General features: G+C 72.7%; 17 protein-coding genes. 9 read left to right on the forward strand and 8 right to left on the reverse strand.

All coding sequences use genetic code 11. From position 1 onward, the window contains the following. Nucleotides 1–396: 396 nt before the first annotated feature. On the forward strand, nt 397–876 hold the full coding sequence (locus ACFY30_RS04915) for an ATP-binding protein (RefSeq protein WP_390843738.1): 480 nt from the start codon (nt 397–399) through the stop codon (nt 874–876). 74 nt (nt 877–950) lie between these two features. On the opposite strand, the gene ACFY30_RS04920 is transcribed toward ACFY30_RS04915, so the two are convergent. Continuing rightward, on the reverse strand, nt 951–2015 hold the full coding sequence (locus ACFY30_RS04920; protein WP_390843739.1) for a DUF2637 domain-containing protein: 1065 nt from the start codon (nt 2013–2015) through the stop codon (nt 951–953). 313 nt (nt 2016–2328) lie between these two features. After that, nucleotides 2329–3177 carry a (2Fe-2S)-binding protein gene (locus tag ACFY30_RS04925; protein ID WP_390843740.1) on the reverse strand — a complete coding sequence of 283 codons (849 nt, stop codon included), beginning with the start codon at nt 3175–3177 and terminating at the stop codon, nt 2329–2331. Nucleotides 3178–3369: 192 nt separating this feature from the next. On the opposite strand from ACFY30_RS04925, the gene ACFY30_RS04930 reads away from it, so the two are divergent. Beyond that, the gene (locus ACFY30_RS04930; RefSeq protein WP_390843741.1) at nt 3370–4179 is read left to right on the forward strand and encodes a GntR family transcriptional regulator; all 810 of its coding nucleotides are present in this window, start codon (nt 3370–3372) and stop codon (nt 4177–4179) included. Nucleotides 4180–4580: 401 nt separating this feature from the next. Continuing rightward, the gene (locus ACFY30_RS04935) at nt 4581–5417 is read left to right on the forward strand and encodes a hypothetical protein (RefSeq protein WP_390843742.1); all 837 of its coding nucleotides are present in this window, start codon (nt 4581–4583) and stop codon (nt 5415–5417) included. A 1-nt stretch (nt 5418) separates the two neighbouring features. Here ACFY30_RS04935 and ACFY30_RS04940 read toward each other — a convergent pair whose 3' ends face one another. Both ACFY30_RS04940 and ACFY30_RS04945 read right to left on the reverse strand, forming a co-directional pair. Next, nucleotides 5419–6192 carry a hypothetical protein gene (locus ACFY30_RS04940; protein ID WP_390843743.1) on the reverse strand — a complete coding sequence of 258 codons (774 nt, stop codon included), beginning with the start codon at nt 6190–6192 and terminating at the stop codon, nt 5419–5421. Nucleotides 6193–6344: 152 nt separating this feature from the next. Beyond that, on the reverse strand, nt 6345–8036 hold the full coding sequence (locus tag ACFY30_RS04945; protein WP_390843744.1) for a PucR family transcriptional regulator: 1692 nt from the start codon (nt 8034–8036) through the stop codon (nt 6345–6347). 301 nt (nt 8037–8337) lie between these two features. Between ACFY30_RS04945 and ACFY30_RS04950 the strand changes: the two genes are divergently transcribed. The 5 genes from ACFY30_RS04950 (at nt 8338) to ACFY30_RS04970 (ending at nt 15053) form a co-directional block, all read left to right on the forward strand. Further along, nucleotides 8338–9228: an FAD binding domain-containing protein gene (locus ACFY30_RS04950; protein ID WP_390843745.1), complete on the forward strand. Its 891-nt coding sequence runs from the start codon at nt 8338–8340 to the stop codon at nt 9226–9228. Continuing rightward, nucleotides 9228–9797 carry a (2Fe-2S)-binding protein gene (locus ACFY30_RS04955; RefSeq protein WP_390843746.1) on the forward strand — a complete coding sequence of 190 codons (570 nt, stop codon included), beginning with the start codon at nt 9228–9230 and terminating at the stop codon, nt 9795–9797. Before ACFY30_RS04950 ends, ACFY30_RS04955 begins: the two co-directional genes overlap by 1 nt. Nucleotides 9798–9802: 5 nt before the next feature. Then, entirely contained in the window at nt 9803–12211 is a 2409-nt protein-coding gene (locus tag ACFY30_RS04960) for a xanthine dehydrogenase family protein molybdopterin-binding subunit (protein WP_390843747.1), read from the forward strand. Between the two features lie 181 nt (nt 12212–12392). Further along, entirely contained in the window at nt 12393–13850 is a 1458-nt protein-coding gene (locus ACFY30_RS04965; protein WP_390843748.1) for an NCS2 family permease, read from the forward strand. A gap of 51 nt (nt 13851–13901) precedes the next feature. Next, nucleotides 13902–15053, forward strand: a complete 1152-nt coding sequence (locus ACFY30_RS04970) for an XdhC family protein (protein ID WP_390843749.1) — start codon at nt 13902–13904, stop codon at nt 15051–15053. Between the two features lie 23 nt (nt 15054–15076). Here the strand turns inward: ACFY30_RS04970 and ACFY30_RS04975 are convergent, their stop codons facing one another. The 4 genes from ACFY30_RS04975 to ACFY30_RS04990 form a co-directional block, all read right to left on the reverse strand. Next, nucleotides 15077–15517: an SRPBCC family protein gene (locus ACFY30_RS04975; protein WP_390843750.1), complete on the reverse strand. Its 441-nt coding sequence runs from the start codon at nt 15515–15517 to the stop codon at nt 15077–15079. Nucleotides 15518–15665: 148 nt separating this feature from the next. Continuing rightward, nucleotides 15666–16457 carry a polysaccharide deacetylase family protein gene (locus ACFY30_RS04980; RefSeq protein ID WP_390843751.1) on the reverse strand — a complete coding sequence of 264 codons (792 nt, stop codon included), beginning with the start codon at nt 16455–16457 and terminating at the stop codon, nt 15666–15668. Between the two features lie 63 nt (nt 16458–16520). Continuing rightward, nucleotides 16521–17969, reverse strand: a complete 1449-nt coding sequence (locus ACFY30_RS04985) for a family 43 glycosylhydrolase (protein WP_390843752.1) — start codon at nt 17967–17969, stop codon at nt 16521–16523. 41 nt (nt 17970–18010) lie between these two features. Beyond that, complete coding sequence (locus ACFY30_RS04990; RefSeq protein WP_390844187.1) at nt 18011–19519, reverse strand: family 43 glycosylhydrolase; 1509 nt, start codon at nt 19517–19519, stop codon at nt 18011–18013. A 249-nt stretch (nt 19520–19768) separates the two neighbouring features. Here ACFY30_RS04990 and ACFY30_RS04995 point away from each other — a divergent pair, with 249 nt between their 5' ends. Beyond that, nucleotides 19769–21841 (forward strand): molybdopterin cofactor-binding domain-containing protein, encoded by a 2073-nt coding sequence (locus tag ACFY30_RS04995; protein ID WP_390844188.1) that lies wholly within the window; start codon nt 19769–19771, stop codon nt 21839–21841. Nucleotides 21842–21883 lie beyond the last annotated feature (42 nt).

Raw genomic sequence — 21883 nt, forward strand, 5'->3', positions numbered from 1 at the left:
CAGGGGCCGGGACACCGCCATGACCCACCGGATTCCGGCCAACTTCGCCGGATGACGCAGGTGCGCGGGCGCACGCCCCTTCGACGGGCGTCCGTGCCGTCGAACAGCCGCGCCTCCGGCCGGAATCGGGTCCGGGACGGGCGCCGCGGTCGCGCCATGGGCTTCGTACCGGTGTCCGGCGGGGTACGGACGTGGCGCGGACGCCCTCCTCGCCGTTCCGGACCGTGCCGCGCGACCCGTACAGGCCCCCGGGTGCGCCCCCGAGGGCCCGCCGAACATGGCCGAACACCCGGGCGTGGGCGAGCGGGGATGACTGGCGCCGTGCCCATCGGGCATGGATCCCCGTGAACGTGTTCGAGCAGGAGGGAAACCGACATCGGCACGCGGGCGGGGGTCATGAAGAGGCAGGCACGAGGCAGCGGTCCGACGGCGATCGCGGGCACCTCGGCGGCAGAGCGGAACACGGAGACCGCGGAGGGGGACGACACCGTAGACGCACAGCTCAGCCGCAGACTCGGACGGGCGGACCTGCGGGCGGTGCCCGAGGCGCGCCGAGCGCTGCGCGAGCTGTTGCGGGGCTGGGGCAAGCCCGGCCGCTCCGAGACGGCGGAACTGCTCACCAGCGAGCTCGTCACCAACGCGCTCGTGCACACCGACGACGACGCGCTCCTGACGGCCACCGTGTCACCGGCAGGCCTCAGGGTGGAGGTGCGGGACTCGGTGCCGGGCCGGCCGCGGCCGCGCGTGCCGAACACGGGCGACGGCACGCACGGGCGGGGCCTGGTCCTGGTGCAGTCCCTCGCGGACTCCTGGGGGGTGCGGGTGCAGGGGGCCGGAAAGGTCGTCTGGTTCGAACTGGCCGCCGGAGCGGCCTGAACCGGGAACGGACACGGGAAGGGGGCGCGACCTCGGCGGTCGCGCCCCCTTCCCGTGATGTCACCGGCCGGCTGTCAGCCGAACTGCTGCTCCAGGTCCTTGAGCTTGCGCTCCAGGGAGTCGAGCCGCGGCAGGGCCATGGTGTCGTCCTCAGCGGTGAGGTCGACGGTGTGCGACTCGGAGGACTGGCGAACGGGCTGCAGGGACGGCCGTGAGCGCACCGGCAGCTGCTCCGCCGAGTTCGCTATGGCAGGCTCCGCGGAAACACGCTCGGCGGTCGCCCGCTCCAGGGCCGCCTGGGCCTCCACCTGACGGCCACCGCCACCGCCGCCGCCCCGGCCGGGGAAGCGGCCGTGGCCGCGGCTGATCGCCTTCAGCTGGGCCCGCTCGACCCGCTGCTGCTCGCGGCGGCGCAGCTTGGTCTCCTCCTTGCGGGCCTTGTCCTCACGGACCTCCTCGACGGCCTCGTCCAGGCTGCGCACACCCTCCAGGAGCATCAGCGACCACGCCCTGTAGGTCTCACGGGGGGCCCGCACCCAGCGCACCACGCGGATCTGCGGCAGCGGACGGGGCACCAGGCCCTGCTCGCGCAGCGCGGCGCGGCGGGTCTGCTTCAGGGCCCGGTCGAACAGCACGGCCGCCGACAGGGACATGCCGGCGAAGAAGTGCGGGGCGCCCGCGTGGCCCAGACCCCTGGGCGCGTGCACCCAGTTGAACCACGCGGCGGCACCGGCGAAGGTCCACACGAGTATCCGGGAGCCGAGTGCCGCGTCACCGTGGGACGCCTCGCGCACCGCGAGGACGGAACAGAACATCGCCGCCCCGTCCAGGCCGAACGGCACCAGGTACTCCCAGCCGCCGGAGAGGCCGAGGTTCTGTTCGCCGAAGCCGACCAGGCCGTGGAAGGAGAGCGCGGCGGCGACGGCCGCACAGCAGAACAGAAGGACGTAGGAGGCGGTGCCGTATATGGCCTCCTTGCGCCTGCGGCGCTCCTCGCTGCGCTCCCACGAGTCGTCCGCGCTCGCGTTCTCCCCGGAGGAGCGCTTGCCGCGCGCGAGCACCGCCACCGCCGCCAGCATGCCCAGGAGCAGTACGGCGCCCGGAAGCAGCCAGTTCAGCGATATGTCGGTCAGTCTCATCTGGGGTCCCTTGCATTGGGATAGGGCGTAACGCCCGCCATAGTGGCCCAATCCCGCCGTCCCTCAGGGGGTTTCGGGGCAAGAGGCCGCCAAGGAAGTGCAAGGGGATGCCCAGGGCGACGTTCTGCTCGAACTGCCGCTTGAGGGGCGGGAGTTGAGTTCGAATAAGACTACCCGTACGGGTGGTTCCACGGAAAGTTCCCGTGACGAGTGAGGAATATGTGAAACAGCTGTAACCGTAGGGGGAGTCCCGTCCGGGCGATCTTACGTGATCCCTACGGCTGTCCGGTCGCCGGGGGTGTCTGAGGGGGACTCAACTGGCGGCGGCCGCCGTGAGCTTGCCGACCCGGTCGGCGTCGCAGGTGCGCGGGCAGGTGGCGCAGGTGTCCTCGGGGCGGACCGTGTAGAACATGCAGCAGCTCGCCCGGTCCCGGGTGGGCAGCGACTGGCCGTCCGGACCCGTCAGTTCACGGAAGGCCGCCGAGCCGACGTACGGCTTCGTGGCGCCCGGCAGCAGCAGTTCCAGTTCGTGCCGTGCCCGATCCTGCTCGCCCTCGCCGAACAGGTGCGCGACATACCAGAGACCCTCGACGATCTCGTCGGTGACCATGCCCCACAGGGCGCGCCCGCGCCGCCGTGCGCGTGGCCCGAAGCCGGCGAGCACCGGCTCGTGGTGCTCGGCCACCGCCGCCCGCACCTCGGCCCGCAGCGCCTCCTCGTCCGGGACCACCCGGGCGCCGGGCAGGGCCGCCGCCGGATCGCCCGGCAGACAGGCGAACGACGACGGCGGGCGTACGGCCATCCGCATGCCCGCGCCGGTGCGGTCGTACGAGACGTGCGTCACCGGATAGCGCGGCACCCGGCGGTGCAGGAACCAGGGCACGGTGATCAGCAGGCAGGCCGGCCAGGCGTAGCGGTGCAGTCCGAAGCTCGCTGTGACGTCCGGGCGCGCCTTCTGCCCGTAGTCCCGTACGACCTGGGCGTCGTCCCAGGCCAGGAAGGCGTCCAGGGTCGCCCCGCCCGCGGCGAGGTCCGTCGCGGCGACCCAGCCGCCGCCCCGCGGAGCCGGTACGCCCGGTGCCAGCTCCAGGACCGTCAGGCCCGGGAAGGCCTCCATGAGGCGGGCGTACGACTCGGCTGTGACCGACGGGGCTGAGGGCATGCCGGGACCACCGTTTCGGGAGTGACGGAAGAAGCGCCGAGGGAGCGAAAGGGCCCTCGATCGAAGGTAAGCCTAACCTTACCCGCTGTCGCGTGGATTTGAACTGACGGCCACTACGCCTAAGGTGCTTGACGGGCGAGTAACAACCCGCCGTAATCTCCCCAAGTACCGACACGTCCGCCAGGAGGACCCGTGAAGCAGGGCACGCAGGGCTCCGCCGGGACGGGAATCCCCCGGGAGGACCCGGCCCGGGCCCGGGTGCCGGAGCAGCAGCGGGCCGTCTCCTCCCAGGAACTCGAAGAGGAGCGGTGCGGGCCGCGGGGTGCCGCACGCGGGGAGCACACCCACAGCGAGACACCGGTCCCCCGGCCACGGACCGTCGTCCAGCGGGCCTCCGTCCGCGGACAGATCCTCGACGCGCTGCGCACCGCGCTGGTCTCCGGCGAGCTGCGGCCGGGCGAGGTGTACTCGGCGCCGGTCCTCGGCGAGCGCTTCGGTGTGTCGGCGACCCCGGTGCGCGAGGCGATGCAGCAGCTCGCGATGGAGGGCGCCGTCGAGGTCGTGCCCAACCGGGGGTTCCGGGTGGTCGAGCGGGGCGCGCGGGAGCTCGCCGAGCTGGCCGAGGTGCGGGCGCTGATCGAGGTGCCGGTGCTGCTGCGGCTGGCCCGCACGGTGCCGCCCGAGCGCTGGGCGGAGCTGCGGCCCCTGGCGGAGGCGACGGTGCGGGCTGCGGCGTCCGGCTGCCGGGCGACGTACGCCGAGGCGGACCGCCTCTTCCACCGCGCCCTGCTCGCCCTGGCCGGCAACGAGCAGCTGGTCGCCATCGCCGAGGACCTGCACCGGCGCGCCCAGTGGCCGCTGGTCGGCGGGCCCGCCTCCGCGGGGCGTGCCGACCTCCTCGCCGACGCGAGGCAGCACACCGCGCTGCTGGACGCCCTGTCGGCCGGCGAGCCGGACACCGTGCGGGCGCTGGTGCGCCGGCACGTCGCGGGCGCGGCCTGAGCGGCACGGCCGGCTGTCACACCCGCCCGCCGGGGCCCGGTGCGGAAGGGGCGCCGCCGCGCGACGCCCGGCACGACCCCCACTGCCTCAGGGCGTGGGAGGTACCTCCGCTCGCCGCACCGCCCGCGAGCCCGAGTGCCCCCGGCACGCGGGCTTCCCCCGCCGCCTCGCCGGCCGGGGAACCGTCCGCCGCCGCGGTGCGGCCGGGCCGCCCACGGCCACTGCCCGTCGACGGTGGTGCGCGGGCGCCCCGACCGGGCCGGCGCGGTGGGTTGCGGGCGGCGCGCCGAGAGCGGGCTCCTCCACCCTCGGCCTCGCGCGCGGCAGGCCCCCGCGACGCCGCGCGACCGCCCCTTCCGGGCGACGGCGCCGCTCGCGCGGCAGGCCCTATCCTCCCGGTCATGACAGACGGAATCGCCTGGATCGACGGCCTGTTCGACCTGATGGGCTTCTCGATCACCCTGGTCGAGGGGATCGGGCCGGAGGAGCTCGCCCTGCGCCTCGGCGCGCGGCCGGGGACGCTCATGGACGCCGACACCGCCGCGGAGCTGGTGGACCGGGCCCGGGGCCCGTGGAACCTGCCGGACCTCGCCATGGTGGGCGACACCGGCACCGGCTGGGCGTTCGCCGTCGAGCCGACGGGGGCCACCCACCGCTCCGACCGGCTCGGACCGGGCCGGGACCTCTGGGCGACGCACACCGTCGTCACCATCTGGGACAGCACCCAGGACCCGCCGATGATCCACGTCAACGTGGACGGCCGGCACGACTGGACACTCACCGAGTTCCGCACCGACGACCGGGACCACCCGCTGACCCGCCGCCTGGTCGCCGAGGCGCGCTTCGTCGACGCGCCCCACACCGTCCACCTGGCCGACGACGCGGGCGACGTCACGATCACGGACGTCTACCGGATCGTCGGCGACCACTACGGGCTCACCCTGCCCCGGCAGGCGATCCTCGACCGCCGCCTGCCGCACGTCTTCACCGAGCCCAGGGTGCTGGTGCGCCCCCGGGTGACGTGCCCCGTCTGCGGTGCGCACATGATGCCGTACGGCGGCGGGTCCTGGGGGCCGGGCGAGTACCGGCTGGTCTGCTCGTTCTACCGGATCACCGGGCTGCCGGACCGCCCGCCGCAGGGCTGCCCCGGCGAGATCGCCGCTCCCGTGCCGGCCGACGCGGTGGAGGTGCGGCCGAACGACAGGTACGCCAAGGTCGCGGTACCGGAGGGAAGTTGACCTAGGCGGTGGCGGCCGGTGGTGCCAGCTGCCGGGCCAGCCAGGTCGGTACGCCGCCCAGCAGCCGGAACAGCCGGCGCGCCTCCTCCCGCAACCGCGAGGCCTCCGGTTCGACTTCGGCGTCCGCGAGGGAGGCGAGTGCCGGAGCCGTGCCCACGAGATAGCCCAACTCCTCCCGGATCCGCAGGGATTCGGCGAAGCCGTGCCGCGCCTCCGCCACCTCCCCGTCCCGCAGGGCCAGTCCGGCGAGATGGCGCCAGGTGAACGACAGCAGCAGCGCGTCCGAGTGGGCCGCGGCCGCCGTGTGGGCGCGCCGGTACGCGGCCCGCGCCGCCTGCGGGGACCGCGCGATGTTCTCGGCGAGCAGCCCCCGCCGGAAGTCCAGCAGCCCCCGCCCGGCCGCGTCCGGCGGGATCAGCGCCGCCGCCCGGCCCAGTGCCGCCCGCGCCTCGTCGACCCGGTCGCGCACCCCGTGCAGCGTGGCCGCGTAGGCGAGTTGCCCCCGTTCGCAGGCGGCCGCCCCCCGCTCCTCGTCGCCGTGCGCCAGCGCCTCCGCCATGCGCAGCGCGTCCTCGGCGTCCTGCCAGCCCTGTTCGGTGTAGAGACAGCGCTCGACGAGCAGCGCGGCCCGCTGGATCGCGCCCGCCGCCGTGTCCCGCGGCAGCAGGGCCGCCGCGTCCGCCCAGCAGGCCCGCGAGCGCAACCGCCACACCGCGGTCTGGAGAGGGTCGTCACCTGCGGTCGTTCCGGTACCAGACATGGCGGAGTACGCCACGTTGCCCTCCCCGAGCGCGCCGTCGAGCCTTGAGTGAGTGGTGGCCGCATCTCAGCACGAATCGCGGCGCCGGGCCAAGGGGGCGGGTGAAGGATTTCACAAAGTCGTGGGACTGTCCGCCCCCCGGGGTTTCGACCGCGCGGTGACCCCGGTCAGCTCATGCGCAGTGCCAGGAAGAAATCCAGCTTGTCCTCCAGCCGCGACAGATCACGACTCGTCAACTGCTCGATCCGGCCGACCCGGTAGCGCAGCGTGTTGACGTGCAGGTGCAGCCGGGAGGCGCAGCGCGTCCACGAGCCGTCGCAGTCCAGGAACGCCTCCAGCGTCGGGATCAGCTCGGCGCGGTGCCGCCGGTCGTAGTCGCGCAGCGGATCCAGCAGCCGGGCCGTGAACGCCCTGCGCACGTCGTCCGGCACGAACGGGAGCAGCAGCACGTGCGAGGCGAGTTCCTGGTGGCCCGCCGCGCAGACCCGGCCGGGGCGCGCCGCCGCCACCCGCCGCGCGTGCCGCGCCTCCTCCAGCGCCCCGCGCAGCCCCTCCGCCGAGTGCACGGCCGCGCTGACGCCGAGCGTGAGCCGCCCGTCGCCGTCGAGGCCCGCCGACAGCGGATCCCGTACGGCCGCCAGCAGCGTGTCGGCGAGGACGCCCGCCTCGGAGCCGTCGTGCTCACTGGAGACCGCCGGCAGCGGGACGAGGGCGACGGCCTCGTCACCGGTGTGCGCCACGGCGATCCGGTCGGACGGCTCCGGGCCGGTCGCGAGGGGGTCGACCAGGATCTCCTCCAGCAGGGACTGGGTGAGCGGACCGGCCTTCGGGGCCTCGCCGTCGGTGTGGTCCCACTCGACGCGTGCCACGACCACCTGCCAGTGCGGGGCGGCCCCGAGGCCCGGCAGCAGCACCGGCGCGGCCACCCGCAGCCGGGCCGCGATCTCCGCCGGGGCCGCGCCCGTCTGCACCAGCTCCAGCACCTCCTGCGCGAGCCGCCGGCGCACCGTGCGCGCCGCGTCCCGCCGGTCGCGCTCCACCGCGATCAGCTGGGTGACCCCCTGCAGCAGGTCCAGCCGTTCCCCCGGCCAGTCCCCGGCGTCCGCCTCCACGGCCAGCAGCCAGTCCGACAGCAGGCTCTCGCGCACATCCCGCGCACCCCGCGGGCCCTGCGCCGCCCGCCCGCTGCTGCGGATCGGGAACAGCGAGTACGTCGTCCCGCCGACCGCCACCCGGTACGGTCCGCGCCGGCCGGTGCGGACGGCCGCCAGATGCTCCCCGGCGAGCCGCGCGCACACCTCGGCCGGCAGCGCGGGGCCCGCCACCTTCGAGCCCGCGATCAGCCGGCCGGCGGGGGAGAGGACCCAGGCCCGCAGGTCCAGGTCGGAGCCGAGCAGGTCCAGGACCACGTCCGGGCCGCCGCCCGCCGGGCCCGCGGTCATCATCCGCCGGTGCCGGTCGACCACGGCCGCGAGGTCCCCGGCCCGCTCGCCGCTGACCTGCCGTACGACATGCTCGGTGATCGTCGCGAACGCCACCGACTCGTGCACCGCGAACAGCGGCAGCCGGTGCCGGGCGCAGGCCACCACCAGATCGTCGGGCACGTCCCCCAGCTCGGCCTCGCCGGCCGCCAGCGCGGCCACGCCGGCCTGCACCAGGATCCGTACGAACGGCTCGGAGTCGGCGGCGCTCCGGCGCCAGGCCAGGCCGGTCAGCACCAGCTCACCGCCGGAGAGGTAGCGGCTGGGGTCCCGCAGGTCGGTGGTCATCACACCGCGCACGGCGCGGTCGAGTTCGTCCTCGCCGCCGAGCAGCCGCAGCCCCAGCGCATCGGTGTCCAGCAGTGCGCGCAGCCGCATCTCGTCGCCGCCGTTCTTCTGTCTCGAAACTACGATGAATCTCTGAGGGACCGATGGGGCGGGGCCCTGTGGTGTTTCCAGAGGAAAACGAGGAGGTTTCCGGTGGCCTCCGTTCATACGAATCTACAAGATGCCCGTGCTGGCCAGCCAACTCCTTCATGGTTTCCGTGACTGACCCGCTCGGAGTACAGCGCTGTGTACTGGCCCCGTTCCGTGTGAACAGCACATCAACGAGCCGGGCCCGCCGCACCGATCTGGCTCATTCAGGACCCCACGACGAAGACGAAGAAGAGAGCCGGTCATGGACTTCCTTCGCCCCGCCAGCTGGGAGGAGGCGCTCGCCGCCAAGGCCGAGCACCCCACCGCCGTGCCGATCGCGGGCGGCACCGATGTGATGGTGGAGATCAACTTCGACCACCGGCGGCCCGAGCACCTCCTCGACCTCACCCGGGTCGGTGACCTCTACGAGTGGGAGGTCGGCGAGGACAGTGTGCGGCTGGGCGCCTCCGTGCCCTACACCAAGATCATGGAGAACCTGCGGGCCGAGCTGCCGGGCCTGGCCCTCGCCTCGCACACGGTGGCCTCCCCGCAGATCCGCAACCGCGGCGGCGTCGGCGGCAACCTCGGCACCGCCTCCCCGGCCGGCGACGCCCACCCCGCCCTCCTCGCGGCCGGCGCCGAGGTCGAGGCCGAGTCCGTGCGCGGCAGCCGCCGCATCCCCATCGACGCGTTCTACACCGGCGTGAAGCGCAACGCGCTCGCCCCGGACGAACTGATCCGCGCGGTCCACGTCAAGAAGGCCGACGGCCCGCAGCAGTACTCCAAGGTGGGCACCCGCAACGCCATGGTCATCGCCGTCTGCGCCTTCGGTCTCGCCCTGCACCCCGAGACCCGCACCGTCCGTACCGGCATCGGCTCGGCCGCCCCCACCCCCGTCCGGGCGAAGACCGCCGAGGAATTCCTCGACGCGGCCCTGGAGGAGGGCGGGTTCTGGGACAACGGAAAGATCATCACCCCGTCGGTCGCCCGGCGGTTCGCGGACCTGTGCTCCGCCGCCTGCAACCCGATCGACGACGTCCGGGGCACCGCGAGCTACCGCCGCCACGCGATCGGCGTCATGGCCCGCCGCACGCTGACCTGGACCTGGGAGTCGTACCGCGGCGCCCGCCGCCACACCGAGGGAGCTGCGTGATGCGCGTCAACTTCACCGTCAACGGACGTCCGCAGGAGGCCGACGACGTGTGGGAGGGCGAGTCCCTGCTGTACGTGCTGCGGGAGCGGCTCGGACTGCCCGGCTCGAAGAACGCCTGCGAGCAGGGCGAGTGCGGCTCGTGCACGGTCCGGCTGGACGGCGTACCGGTGTGCGCGTGCCTGGTCGCGGCGGGCCAGGCGGAAGGCCGTGAGGTCGTGACCGTCGAAGGGCTCGCCGAGTACGCCAAGCAGCGGTCCTGCGGCGACTCGAGCGGGACCCCGCTCGACGAGGCCAGGGGATGGCAGGCCAAGGGCGCCGACTCCCAGGCCGGCGCGGGCACGGCACTCTCCCCGGTCCAGCAGGCGTTCATCGACGCCGGCGCGGTCCAGTGCGGCTTCTGCACCCCCGGGCTGCTGGTCGCCGCCGACGAGATGCTGGAGCGCACCCCGAACCCGACCGACGCGGACATCCGCGAGGCGCTGTCGGGCAACCTGTGCCGCTGCACCGGCTATGAGAAGATCATGGACGCGGTCCGCCTCGCGGCCGCCCGGCAGTCAGAGGCGGTCTGATCCCGATGCCCTCCCCCACTCCCGGCTCCGCTCGGGCGGGAAATGCCCCCGTCGGCACCCCCACCAAGATCACCCAGGGCTCGCAGACCCGTGGCGGCATCGGCGAGTCGACCCTCCGCCCGGACGGCATCCTCAAGGTCACCGGCGAGTTCGCGTACTCGTCCGACCTGTGGCACGAGGACATGCTCTGGGGCCAGATCCTGCGCTCCCCGGTCGCCCACGCCGAGATCGTCTCGATCGACACCGCCGAGGCCCTCGCCACGCCCGGCGTGTACGCCGTCATGACCTACGACGACCTGCCGACCGACGTACGCACCTACGGCCTGGAGATCCAGGACACCCCCGTCCTCGCCCACGGCAAGGTACGCCACCACGGCGAGCCGGTCGCGATCGTCGCCGCCGACCACCCGGAGACCGCCCGCCGCGCCGCCGCGAAGATCAGGGTGGAATACCGCGAGCTGCCGGTGATCACCGACGAGGCCTCCGCGACCGCCCCGGACGCCGTCCTCGTCCACGAGAACCGCACGGGCCACGTCCCGCACCCGAACATCGTGCACCGGCAGCCGATCGTCCGCGGTGACGTCGTCGCCGCCCGGGAGCGGGCCGACGTGATCGTCGAGGGCGAGTACACCTTCGGCATGCAGGACCAGGCGTTTCTCGGCCCCGAGTCCGGCCTCGCCGTGCCCGAGGAGGACGGCGGCGTCCACCTCTACATCGCCACCCAGTGGCTGCACGCCGACCTGCGCCAGATCGCCCCCGTGCTCGGCCTGCCCGAGGACAAGGTCCGTATGACCCTGTCCGGGGTGGGCGGCGCGTTCGGCGGCCGCGAGGATCTCTCGATGCAGATCCACGCCTGTCTGCTGGCCCTGCGCACCGGAAAACCCGTCAAGATCGTCTACAACCGTTTCGAGTCCTTCTTCGGGCACGTCCACCGCCACCCGGCGAAACTGCGCTACGAGCACGGCGCCACCAGGGACGGCAGGCTCACCCACATCACGGCGCGCATCGTCCTGGACGGCGGCGCGTACGCCTCCTCCTCCCCGGCGGTCGTCGGCAACGCCGCCTCGCTGGGCGCCGGCCCGTACTCCGTCGACGCCGTCGACATCGAGGCCGTCGCCCTCTACACCAACAACCCGCCCTGCGGCGCGATGCGCGGCTTCGGCGCGGTCCAGGCGTGCTTCGCCTACGAGGCGCAGATGGACAAGGTGGCGAAGGAACTGGGCATGGACCCGGTGGAGTTCCGGCAGCTCAACGCCATGGAACAGGGCACCCTCATGCCGACCGGGCAGCCGGTCGACTCCCCGGCCCCCGTCGCCGAACTCCTGCGCCGGGTCAAGGCGATGCCGCTGCCGCCCGAGCGCCAGTGGGAGAGCAGCGAGGGCGCCGACGTACGGCAGCTGCCCGGCGGCCTCTCCAACACCACCCACGGCGAGGGCGTCGTACGCGGCATCGGCTACGCGGTCGGCATCAAGAACGTCGGCTTCTCCGAGGGCTTCGACGACTACTCCACCGCCCGGGTCCGCGTGGAGGTCGTCGCCGGCGAGCCCGTGGCCACCGTGCACACCGCGATGGCGGAGGTCGGCCAGGGCGGTGTCACCGTCCACGCGCAGATCGCCCGCACCGAGCTGGGCGTCGGCCAGGTGACGATCAACCCGGCCGACACCGGGGTGGGCAGCGCCGGTTCGACGTCGGCCTCGCGGCAGACCTACGTCACCGGCGGCGCCGTGAAGAACGCCTGTGAGATCGTCCGCGAGAAGGTCCTGGAGATCGGGCGCCGCAAGTTCGGCTCCCACCACCCCGCCTGGGCCACCGCCGAACTGCTCCTGGAGGGCGGCAAGGTGGTCACCGACGGCGGCGAGGTGCTCGCCGACCTGGTGGACCTCCTCGGCGAGGAGGCCGTCGAGGCCGAGGAGGAGTGGCGGCACCGCCCCACCGAGCCCTTCGACCTGCGCACCGGACAGGGCAACGGCCATGTGCAGTACAGTTTCGCCGCGCACCGGGCGGTCGTCGAGGTCGACACCGAGCTCGGCCTGGTCAAGGTGATCGAGCTGGCCTGCGCCCAGGACGTCGGCAAGGCGCTCAACCCGCTGTCCGTCCTCGGCCAGATCCAGGGCGGCACGACTCAGGGCCTGGGCGTGGCGGTGATGGAGGAGATCGTCGTCGACCCGAAGACGGCGAAGGTGAAGAACCCCTCCTTCACCGACTACCTCATCCCCACGATCCTCGACACGCCGACCATCCCGGTCGACGTGCTCGAACTCGCCGACGACCACGCCCCGTACGGGCTGCGCGGTGTCGGTGAGGCCCCGACCCTGTCGTCCACTCCGGCGGTCCTCGCGGCCATCCGGAACGCGACCGGGCTCGCGCTCGACCGCACGCCGGTGCGTCCGGAGCACCTCACCGGCACCGCGTGACCCGCTGCCGCGGCAGGCGACGTGTGCCCGACGGGGCGAACGCCGCCTGCCGCGGCACCGGCACTCAGCTCGTTCGTCTCGGGCCGTCCCCCGGGTCGTGCGGCCGCACCACCTTCCCAAATCCCGCGGCAGCCGGTGCGGTTGCCGCGGGTGCCCCTGTGAACCTTGGGAGTAGGCCCACATGACCCAGCAGTCACTGGATCCCGGGACCACGGACGACGACGCGGGTGACGGCACCCGCGTCCCGGCCGAACGGTCCCGGCTCGACCGGTACTTCCAGATCTCCCGGCGTGGATCCACGGTCGCGCGCGAAGTGCGCGGCGGCGTCACCACCTTCATGGCGATGGCGTACATCCTTCTGCTCAACCCCCTGATCCTGTCCGGAAAGGACGTGGCCGGGGACACCCTCGGCCGGCAGGCGCTGATCACCGCGACCGCGCTCGCGGCGGCCTGCACGACACTGCTGATGGGCCTCTTCGGCAAGGTGCCCCTCGCCCTCGCCGCCGGTCTCTCGGTCTCCGGTGTCCTGTCCTCCCAGGTCTCCCCGCAGATGACCTGGCCGCAGGCGATGGGCATGTGCGTGCTGTACGGCGTGGTCATCATGCTGCTCGTCGTCACCGGTCTGCGCGAGATGATCATGAACGCGATACCGCTCGCGCTCAAGCACGGCATCACGATGGGCATCGGCCTGTTCATCGCCCTCATCGGCTTCTACAAGTCCGGCTTCGTGCACCAGGGCGAGGCGACCCCGGTCACCCTCGGCCCGGCGGGCGAACTGGCGGGCTGGCCGGTGCTGTTGTTCGCCGGCACGCTGCTTCTCATCTTCATGCTCCAGGCCCGGAACGTCCCCGGCGCCATTCTCATCGGCATCGCCGGCGGCACGGTCGTCGCGGCGGTCCTCAACGCCGCCGGGGTCGTCGACGCGAAGCAGTGGGCGGCCGGCGCCCCCGAGCTGCACGGCAGCGCCGTGTCGACGCCCGACTTCTCGCTCTTCGGGAACGTGGAGTTCGGCGGCTGGGGCGAGGTCGGCGCGATGACCGTGGGCGTGATCGTCTTCACGCTCGTCCTCGCGGGCTTCTTCGACGCGATGGCCACCATCATCGGCGTCGGCACCGAGGCGAAGCTCGCCGACGACGAGGGCCGGATGCCGGGTCTGTCGAAGGCGTTGTTCATCGACGGCGCCGGCGGTGCGATCGGCGGCGTGGCGGGCGGCTCCGGCCAGACGGTCTTCATCGAGTCGGCGACCGGTGTGGGCGAGGGCGCCCGTACCGGTCTCGCCTCGGTCGTCACCGGCCTGTTCTTCGCCGCGTGCCTGTTCTTCACCCCGCTCACCGCGCTCGTCCCCCAGGAGGTCGCCTCCGCCGCGCTGGTCGTCATCGGCGCGATGATGCTGACCAACGCCCGGCACGTCGACTGGACCGACAGGGCCACCGCGATCCCGGTGTTCCTGACCGTCGTCCTGATGCCGTTCACGTACACCATCACCACCGGCGTCGCCGCCGGCGTCATCTCGTACACGGCCATCAAGGCGGCTCAGGGCAGGTTCCGGGACATCGGTGCCTTCATGTGGGGTCTGTCAGGCATCTTCCTGGTCTATTTCGCCCTCCATCCCCTTGAGAGCTGGCTGGGCGTGCACTAGGGGGCACGCGCGACCGCATTCCACCCGACCGCCGTTCGAGGAGACCGAGACATGCTGGACATCGCCGAAGAGCTGAACCGGTGGGCCGGGCAGGGCCGTGACTTCGCCGTCGCCACCGTGGTGGCCGTCGGCGGCAGCGCGCCCCGCCGGCCGGGCGCCGCCCTCGCGGTGGACGCCGACGGCACGGCGGTCGGCTCGGTCTCCGGCGGCTGTGTGGAGAGCGCGGTGTACGACCTGTGCCGACAGGCGCTGGCGGACGGCGCACCGGTCCTGGAACGCTTCGGCTACAGCGACGACGACGCCTTCGCCGTGGGCCTCACCTGCGGCGGTGTCATCGACGTCCTCGTCACCCCGGTGCGGGCCGGTGACCCGGTGCGCCCGGTGGCCGAGGCCGCGCTGGCCGCCGCCGCGAGCGGCGAGGCGTCGGCGCTGGCCCGTATCGTCGAGGGGCCGGCCGACCTCGTCGGCCGCGCGCTGCTCGTCCGCCCCGACGGGTCGTGCACGGGTGGCTTCGGCGGCCGTCCCGAACTGGACCGCACGGTGGCCGCCGAGGCCGGCGCCTTCCTGGAGGCCGGCCGCACCGGCACCCTGGAACTCGGTGAGCAGGGCTCCCGCTGCGGGACCCCGCTGACCGTCCTGGTCGAGTCGTCGGTCCCGCCGCCCCGCATGATCGTGTTCGGCGCGATCGACTTCGCGTCGGCGCTGGTGCGGGTCGGCAAGTTCCTCGGCCACCATGTGACGGTGTGCGACGCCCGGCCCGTCTTCGCGACCGGGGCCCGCTTCCCGGAGGCGGACGAGATCGTCGTCGAGTGGCCGCACGAATACCTGGAGCGCACGGAGGTGGACGCCCGGACGGTGCTGTGCGTGCTGACCCACGACGCCAAGTTCGACGTGCCCCTGCTCCAGGTGGCGCTGCGCCTCCCGGTCGCCTATGTCGGCGCGATGGGCTCCCGCCGGACCCACCTGGACCGCAACGCCCGGCTGCGGGCGGCGGGGGTCACGGAACTCGAGCTGGCCCGGCTGCGCTCACCCATCGGCCTCGACCTGGGCGCCCGGACCCCCGAGGAGACGGCCCTGTCGATCGCCGCCGAGATCGTCGCGGCCCGACGCGGTGGCAGCGGAATCCCGCTGACCGGCGCCCACACGCCGATCCACCACGACACGGCGCCGGCCCCCACGGGACGGATCGGCTCGGTGGCCTGAGGGTCCCGCCGGTGCCGGGGCCCTCACCGCCCGCGCAACAGCCGGTTCACCGCACGGCCGAACACCGAGCGGGCCGTGGTGCGCACGAGCGGGTCGAAGGGCGAGGGGAGGAAGCGGATCCGCAGTTCCTCGCGCCACACGACCCGCGTCCGGCCGCCGGGGCCCGGCCACACCTCGATCTCGGCCCAGCCCCGGACCAGCCGGCCGCGTTTCTCCAGCCGGCACCGGCCCGGCTCGTCGTCGGCCGGCGGATGCCACACGGTGACCTCCATCCGGTCGTCGAAGGCGAACGGGCCGAGCCCCGAGCGCGCCACGAACACGGTGCCCTCGCCGGCCGGCGGGGGAGTGACCACGGTGACGCGGGTCAGGGGAACCACCTCGCCGTGCCGGTGCCACTCGGTGAGCCGGCGCCAGGCCTCGTCGAGGGAGAGCGGGGCGGTGCGTTCGAGCTGGAAGATGACCACGCGTTGATCGTAGGGAGTCCGGGCGGGGCGGCGGCGCGTTCCGCCACGGCTCACAGGACGGCGTCACCCGCGCCCTCCGCCCGTCGTACGCCCGTACGGCACCGTGAGCCCGATCCGGCCCCCCACCTGCCGCGCCCCGCCCGGTGCGTCAGCGGTAGACCTCGCCCGGCTCCGCCGTGCCCGGTGCCAGCAACTGCGGCACGGTGACGAACACGTAGCCCCGCTCCTTCAGCGCGTCGATGATCCCGGGCACGGCCGGCACGGTGCCGTCGTAGAGGTCGTGCAGCAGGATGATGCCGTCCCGGTCGGCCTGGGCGAGGACGCGCTCGCGGATCAGTGCGGAGTCGGTCGTCGCGTAGTCCTTGGCCGTCACCGTCCACAGCACCTCCGCGAGTCCCAGCTCGCGGGAGATCTCGTGCACGGTGTCGTTCGTACGGCCCTGCGGCGGACGCATCAGGGTGGGCCGGTGGCCGGTGAGGCGCTCTATCTCGTCGTTGGGGCGCCGGAGTTCCTCCCGTATCTCGTCCGGCTCGATCCGCGTCAGGATCCGGTGGTCCCAGGTGTGGCTGGCCACCTCGTGCCCCTCGTCGGCCATGCGGCGGACGAGTTCCGGGTACTTCTCGATGTGCCGTTTCCCCAGCAGGAAGAAGGTCGCGGGGACCTGTCTCTCCTTCAGGATGTCCAGCAGGCGGGCGGAGTTCTCGCTGGGGCCGGCGTCGAAGGTGAGCGCGATGCACTTCACCTCACGGCAGTCGACCGCGCCCAGGCGGGCGGCGGCCTGGGCGCTCGCCGCGGGACGGGCGCGGGCGCTGCTCGGAGCGGTGGTGTCGAGACCGCCGCAGCCGCTGAGGACGACCGCCAGGCAGGTGACCGCCGCCGAGACGGCGACGGCACGCAACCCGGCCCCCGTGTTCTTCATCTTCCTGGTCAGAGAAGCCATGCCGCGACTATACATAGAGCGTATACACCCTATGTATAGTCGCGGTCTGGTGCCCTCAGACCCTCACTGGGCGTAGAAAGTGGCGTCCCCCCGGTCCGTCGCCGTGCTCGGTGTCTGCACGTACAGCAGGTAGTTGTAGTGCCGGACGTAACGGCCCGGATAGTTGTACGACTCGTACGAGACCCCCGCCGAGTCGGCGAGCCCGGCCCGCTGGAAGAAGCTGGCGTCGGACGCGAACGCCGACGTGCCGTCGTTCTTCTCCAGCCACACCTCGAAGTTCTTGTGCCGCAGGTAGTAGCCGGGGAAGTTGGCCGACTCCAGCGAGACGGTGCCCGTCCCCGCGAGCCCGGTCACCACCCGGAACTGCGAGTCCGCGAGCGGGCTGACGTTCGCCTCGATCTTCGCGCGGTACTCCCAGTGGCGGACGAACCGGTCCGCGTAGTTGGAGGAGGAGAACCGCTGCGGGGTGACCCCGTCCGCCACCGGGATGCCGAAGTCCGGGGTGCCGTCCGCCTTCCAGTACACCTTCTGCACCCGGGTGCGCCGGTTGGGGTCGTTCAGCGGGTCGCCGGAGATGTCCTTGTAGCTGCGGTCGTGGTACACGAGGATGTCGGACTTGCCGTCCTCGGAGACGGTGAACGAGTTGTGGCCCGGCCCGTACTGCGAGGTCGCGTCACTCGACTTGAAGACGGGCTGTGAACCCTTCGTCCAGGACGCCGGGCTGGTCAGGTCCGCCGTCGCGGACGCGGTCAGCATCCCCAGGCAGTAGTTGGCGTCGGTGGCGCTCGCCGAGTAGGTCATGAAGACCTTGCCGCCGTGCTGGATCACCGCCGGGCCCTCGTTGACCTTGTAGCCCACCGTCTCCCAGGACAGCGTCGGCTGCGAGATCTCCGCGGGAGTCCCGGAGATCGTCCAGGGGTTGGCCATCTTCGCGATGAACAGGCTGGTGTTGTTGTCCTCGGACGGGTTGTGCTGCGCCCACGCGAGGTAGCGGACGCCGTTCACCACGAAGGTGGTGGAGTCCAGGGAGAAGCTCTCCCAGGTGGTCTTGATCTGGCCCTTCTCGGTCCAGGTCGCGGTCAGCGGGTTGGCGCCGGTGCCTTCCAGGACGTACATCCGGATCGCCCACACGTCGGACGTCGACCCGGCCGCGAAGTACACGTACCACTTGCCGTCGATGAAGTGGATCTCCGGCGCCCAGATGTGCGCGCCCATGACCCCGCTGCTGTGCTTGGTCCAGATGGTGACCTCCTGGGCCGTTGACAGGCCCTGGATGGTCGTCGCCCGGCGCAGCACGATCCGGTCGTACTCGGGCACGGTGGCGGTGAAGTAGTAGTAGCCGTCGGTGTGTTTGAAGATGTGCGGGTCGGCCCGCTTCTCCGCGACCGGGTTGGTGTACGTCACGGCGGGGGAGTCGGGCACGGCGGCCCGGGCGGGCGCGCCCGGGCCGGTGAGGACGGCCGCGAGGGCGACGAGGACGGCCAGGAGCAGCCGTACGGCGCTGCGTCTCAAGGGGGTTCTCCAATGAGGGGGAGTACTGCGGGGGGTGGGGGTCAGGTGGTGGGCACCAGGCGCCACTGCTGGCAGGTGTTGTTCAGCCAGGTCCACTGCCGCACGTCGGTGCCGTTCGCCGTTCCGCAGTCGGCCACGTCGGCGACCTTTCCGCTGTTCTCGTTCACGATCCGGACGTAGTCGCCGGTCGCGGTGAACACCAGGCGGAACCGCTGGCACTTGTTGTTCAGCCAGGACCACTGGCGCAGGTCGGCGCCGTCGGCGGTGGAGCAGTCGGCGGTGTCCATCACGCCGCCGGACGCGACGTTCACCAGACGGCTGGTGTCGTCGCCGAGGTCCTCCACCTTCCACTTCTGGTTGGCCCCGCCGTTGCAGGTCCACTGGAGGACGTTGGTGCCGTCGGCCGCGGAACCGCCGTTGAGATCGAGGCACTTGCCGCTGTTGCGGTTGACGAGGGTGTACGCCGTCGGGGTCGCCGCCGTCTCCCCGGACGGGCCGGGCAGGGTCGTGCCGAGCGCGACCGGTGTGCCGAAGTCCGGAGTGCCGTCGGCTTTCCAGGTGAACTTCTGGGCCCGGGTCGTACGGCCGTTGCCGCAGCCGCCGCTGGAGGAGGAGTTGGCGTGGTAGACGATCCAGTTCTCCGTGCCGTCCGGCGAGCTGAAGAAGCCGTTGTGGCCGGGGCCGTAGACCCCGTTGGCGTCACTGCGCTGGAAGACGGGGGTCTGGGTCTTCGTCCAGGAGGACGCGCTCAGCGGGTCGGAGCCGGTGAGTTCGAGCAGACCCAGCTTGTAGTCGGCCGTGGTGCAGTAACTCGCGGAGAACGTGAGGAACGTACGGCCGCCGTGGTAGAGCGGCTCGGGGCCCTCGTTCACCGCCGCGCCCGAGGTCTCCCAGCTCAGGGTGGGGCTGGAGATGACCGTGAAGGTGTTGCTGGACAGCGTGTACGGGTTGCTCATCGGCGCGATGACCAGGCTCTGCCTGCTTCCGTTGATGAAGCCGCTGCCGACGAGATACAGCCTGCTGTTCACCTGGAGCACGCTCGCGTCGATCAGCCAGCCGCCGGGGGTGAGGTTGGAGCCGGTGAGCGAGCCCTTGTAGGTGTAGGGGCCGAGGGGGTCGGTGCCCGCGCTCTCCAGGACATGGGTGCGCTGGGAGTCGCAGCAGGAGACGCCGCTCTGGCCGGCCGAGTAGTACAGATACCAGTGGCCGTTGAACTGGTGGATCTCCGGCGCCCAGATGTTGGTGTTGCGGGTGGAGGTGGTGTCCGACCACACCTGCACATTGGGCGCGGTGGCGAGACCCGCCAGGGTCGGCGCCTTGCGCATGCCGAGGATGCCGGTGAACGTCGTCGTGATCAGGTAGTAGTTGCCGTCGTAGTACTCCAGCCAGGGATCCGCGCCCTTGGCCGACTTCAGCGGGTTGGTGTACGGGCGGCCGTCCGCCGCGGACACCGGCTGGGTCGCGGCCACCAGGGCCACGAGGAGTGCCAGCACGCAGACGAGCAGGGGTCTGCGGCGCGCTGCCGGCACACCGGGGCGCAGACGAAACATCCGAGGCATACAGGACCGTCCCTTGTCCGTAATTTCGAACGCAGTTCGTAACTTCGGCCAGAAGATAGGGGGCGTGCATGTCCCCGTCAATGCTTTCGACCGATGCGGCCGCCCCCCGCACCGGGTGGCGAGGCGTCACTTCGCCCCGCGCAGGCAACCTCGCGGGGCGCCGGCCCCTCCTACGAGACGAACCCCACGGAACCCGAACAGGAGTGCCCGGTGGCCCGTCAGCTGTCCCGCCGCAGGTTCATGGTCCACACCATCGCGGCGTCCACCCTGATCGTCGCGGCTCCCCTCGCCTGCGACTCCTCCTCCGCGGAGGGCGCCGAGCCCGCCCGCCGCTCCTCCGACGTCCTGGTGACCGGCACCGACGAGGAGATGCTGGTCCTCGAGGTCACCGAGGCCAACCGGATCGTCGTACGGCTGCCGCGGGTCGAGGTCGGACAGGGCGTCACCACCGCGGTCGCGATGATGATCGCCGAGGAACTGGACGCCCGGCTCGCCGACATCGACATCCCCCTCGCCGACGCCCGGACCAAGGGCAACCAGTACACCGGCGGTTCCAGCTCGGTCCGCTCCCTGTACGGTCCGGCCCGCGAACTGGCCGCCACCGCCCGGGCCAGGCTGGTCACCGCGGCGGCCCGGCTCTGGCACGTCCCCGCGCGTGCCCTGCGCACCAAGGACACCAAGGTGTACGCGCCGGACGGCCGCTCGGTCACCTTCGGCTACCTGACCGGATACGCCGCAGCGATCCGGGTGCCCGCGGTGTCGGCCGCACCCAAGCCGGCCTCCCGGCACCGGGTGATCGGGCGGCCCACGAACCGGATCGACGCCCGGGACATCGTCACCGGCGCGGCGAAGTACGCCGGGGACCTGGCGGTCGCCGGGGCGAAGCCGACGGTCGTGGCCCGCCCGCCCACGCTCGGCGGCACGGTGGTGTCCGTCGACGACCGGGCGGCGCGGGCGATGCCCGGCGTGCACGCCGTGGTGCGGGTCGCGGGCGGGGTCGCCGTGGTGGCGGAGTCGTTCCACCACGCCTTCAAGGCCCGGGACGCCCTGGAGATCACCTGGGCGCCCGGGCCGCTCGTGGGGCTGTCCGACGCCGGGATCCGCCGGCGGCTGCGGGCCGCCGTACCCCGCCTCGGCGCCCCGCCGAGCGGATCGGCCCAGGTGGAGGCCGAGTTCGAGTTCGCGTTCGTCGGCCATGCGCCGATGGAGGTGCTGACCGCGGTGGCGGACGTCCGGGCCACCCGGGCCGAGATCTGGTTCTCCTCCCAGACCCCGATGGACGCGCGCGACAGCATCGCCTCGGCGGTCGGGCTGCCCGCGTCGAAGGTGAAGGTCCACGTCCTGCGCGGCGGCGGCTCGTTCGGCCGCCGGCTCGACTCCGACGCCGCCCTGGAGGCGGCCCTGATCTCCAAGGCGGCCCGCCGGCCGGTCAAGCTGATGTGGAGCCGCGCCGACGACATCCGGCACGGCCGGATGCGCCCGGCCGGCCACCACCACGTCCGCGCCAGCCTCGCGCGCGGCCGGGTGGTGGCCTTCGCCCACGCGACGGCCTCGGTGAGCCAGGCCTACGAGGGGGCGGGGGCCGTGCGTCCGGCGTCCTTCGCGTCGGCGGCCGGGCCGCTGCCCAGCGACAGCGGCCTGTACAACTTCGGCCGTCTGTCCGGGGACTCGGGCTCTGTGGAGCTGGCGATACCGCTCGGCGCCTGGCGGTCGGTGGACTCGGGGACCGTGCGGACGGCGGAGGAGATCGTCGTCGACGAGATCGCCGCCCGGCTGGGGAAGGACCCGGTCGCCTTCCGGCGCACGACCTTGCGGAACAGGGCCGTCAGAGCGGTGCTCGACAAGGCGGCCGCCGCCGGTCACTGGGGCCGTGCCCTGCCGGCCGGCCGGGCGCAGGGCGTCGCCGTGCACGAGGAGTACGGCTCCTGCGTGGCCTGCCTGGCGGAGATCGACGCGACCGACCCGCACCACCCCCGGGTGACCAGGGTGGTGATGGCCGCCGACGTCGGCACCGCCGTCAACCCGCGCGGCCTGGAGGCCCAGCTCATGGGCACCGCCGTCGACGGCATCTCCACCGTCCTCACGGCCGGTCTGCACATCGACCGCGGCGCCGTCCGCGAGAGCAGCTACGCCGACTTCCACTACGCCCGCCAGCGGGACGCCCCGCTCCGCTTCGAGGCGCACATCATGCCCTCGCGCGGGGAACCGGGCGGCGCCGGCGAACTCGGCGTCCCGGCCGCGGCAGGCGCCGTCGCCAACGCCTACGCCCGGGCCACCGGCACCAGGCCCCGACGCTTCCCTCTCAACTTCTGAACGCAACCACTTCTGCCGCGACCACTTCTGAACGCGCCACTC

Origin of the sequence: Streptomyces sp. NPDC000345 (genome assembly GCF_042898825.1) — a bacterium.
Taxonomy (GTDB): Bacteria; Actinomycetota; Actinomycetes; order Streptomycetales; family Streptomycetaceae; genus Streptomyces.

What these genes read in the sequence shown, in the direction of transcription:
- ACFY30_RS04960 (WP_390843747.1), top strand. Translation starts at nt 9,803, where the DNA reads ATGCCCTCCCCCACTCCCGGCTCCGCTCGGGCGGGAAATGCCCCCGTC.
- ACFY30_RS04945 (WP_390843744.1), bottom strand. Translation starts at nt 8,036, where the DNA reads ATGCGGCTGCGCGCACTGCTGGACACCGATGCGCTGGGGCTGCGGCTG.
- ACFY30_RS04980 (WP_390843751.1), bottom strand. Translation starts at nt 16,457, where the DNA reads ATGGCTTCTCTGACCAGGAAGATGAAGAACACGGGGGCCGGGTTGCGT.
- ACFY30_RS04950 (WP_390843745.1), top strand. Translation starts at nt 8,338, where the DNA reads ATGGACTTCCTTCGCCCCGCCAGCTGGGAGGAGGCGCTCGCCGCCAAG.
- ACFY30_RS04995 (WP_390844188.1), top strand. Translation starts at nt 19,769, where the DNA reads ATGGTCCACACCATCGCGGCGTCCACCCTGATCGTCGCGGCTCCCCTC.
- ACFY30_RS04935 (WP_390843742.1), top strand. Translation starts at nt 4,581, where the DNA reads ATGACAGACGGAATCGCCTGGATCGACGGCCTGTTCGACCTGATGGGC.
- ACFY30_RS04920 (WP_390843739.1), bottom strand. Translation starts at nt 2,015, where the DNA reads ATGAGACTGACCGACATATCGCTGAACTGGCTGCTTCCGGGCGCCGTA.
- ACFY30_RS04990 (WP_390844187.1), bottom strand. Translation starts at nt 19,519, where the DNA reads ATGTTTCGTCTGCGCCCCGGTGTGCCGGCAGCGCGCCGCAGACCCCTG.
- ACFY30_RS04915 (WP_390843738.1), top strand. Translation starts at nt 397, where the DNA reads ATGAAGAGGCAGGCACGAGGCAGCGGTCCGACGGCGATCGCGGGCACC.
- ACFY30_RS04965 (WP_390843748.1), top strand. Translation starts at nt 12,393, where the DNA reads ATGACCCAGCAGTCACTGGATCCCGGGACCACGGACGACGACGCGGGT.
- ACFY30_RS04925 (WP_390843740.1), bottom strand. Translation starts at nt 3,177, where the DNA reads ATGCCCTCAGCCCCGTCGGTCACAGCCGAGTCGTACGCCCGCCTCATG.
- ACFY30_RS04955 (WP_390843746.1), top strand. Translation starts at nt 9,228, where the DNA reads ATGCGCGTCAACTTCACCGTCAACGGACGTCCGCAGGAGGCCGACGAC.
- ACFY30_RS04970 (WP_390843749.1), top strand. Translation starts at nt 13,902, where the DNA reads ATGCTGGACATCGCCGAAGAGCTGAACCGGTGGGCCGGGCAGGGCCGT.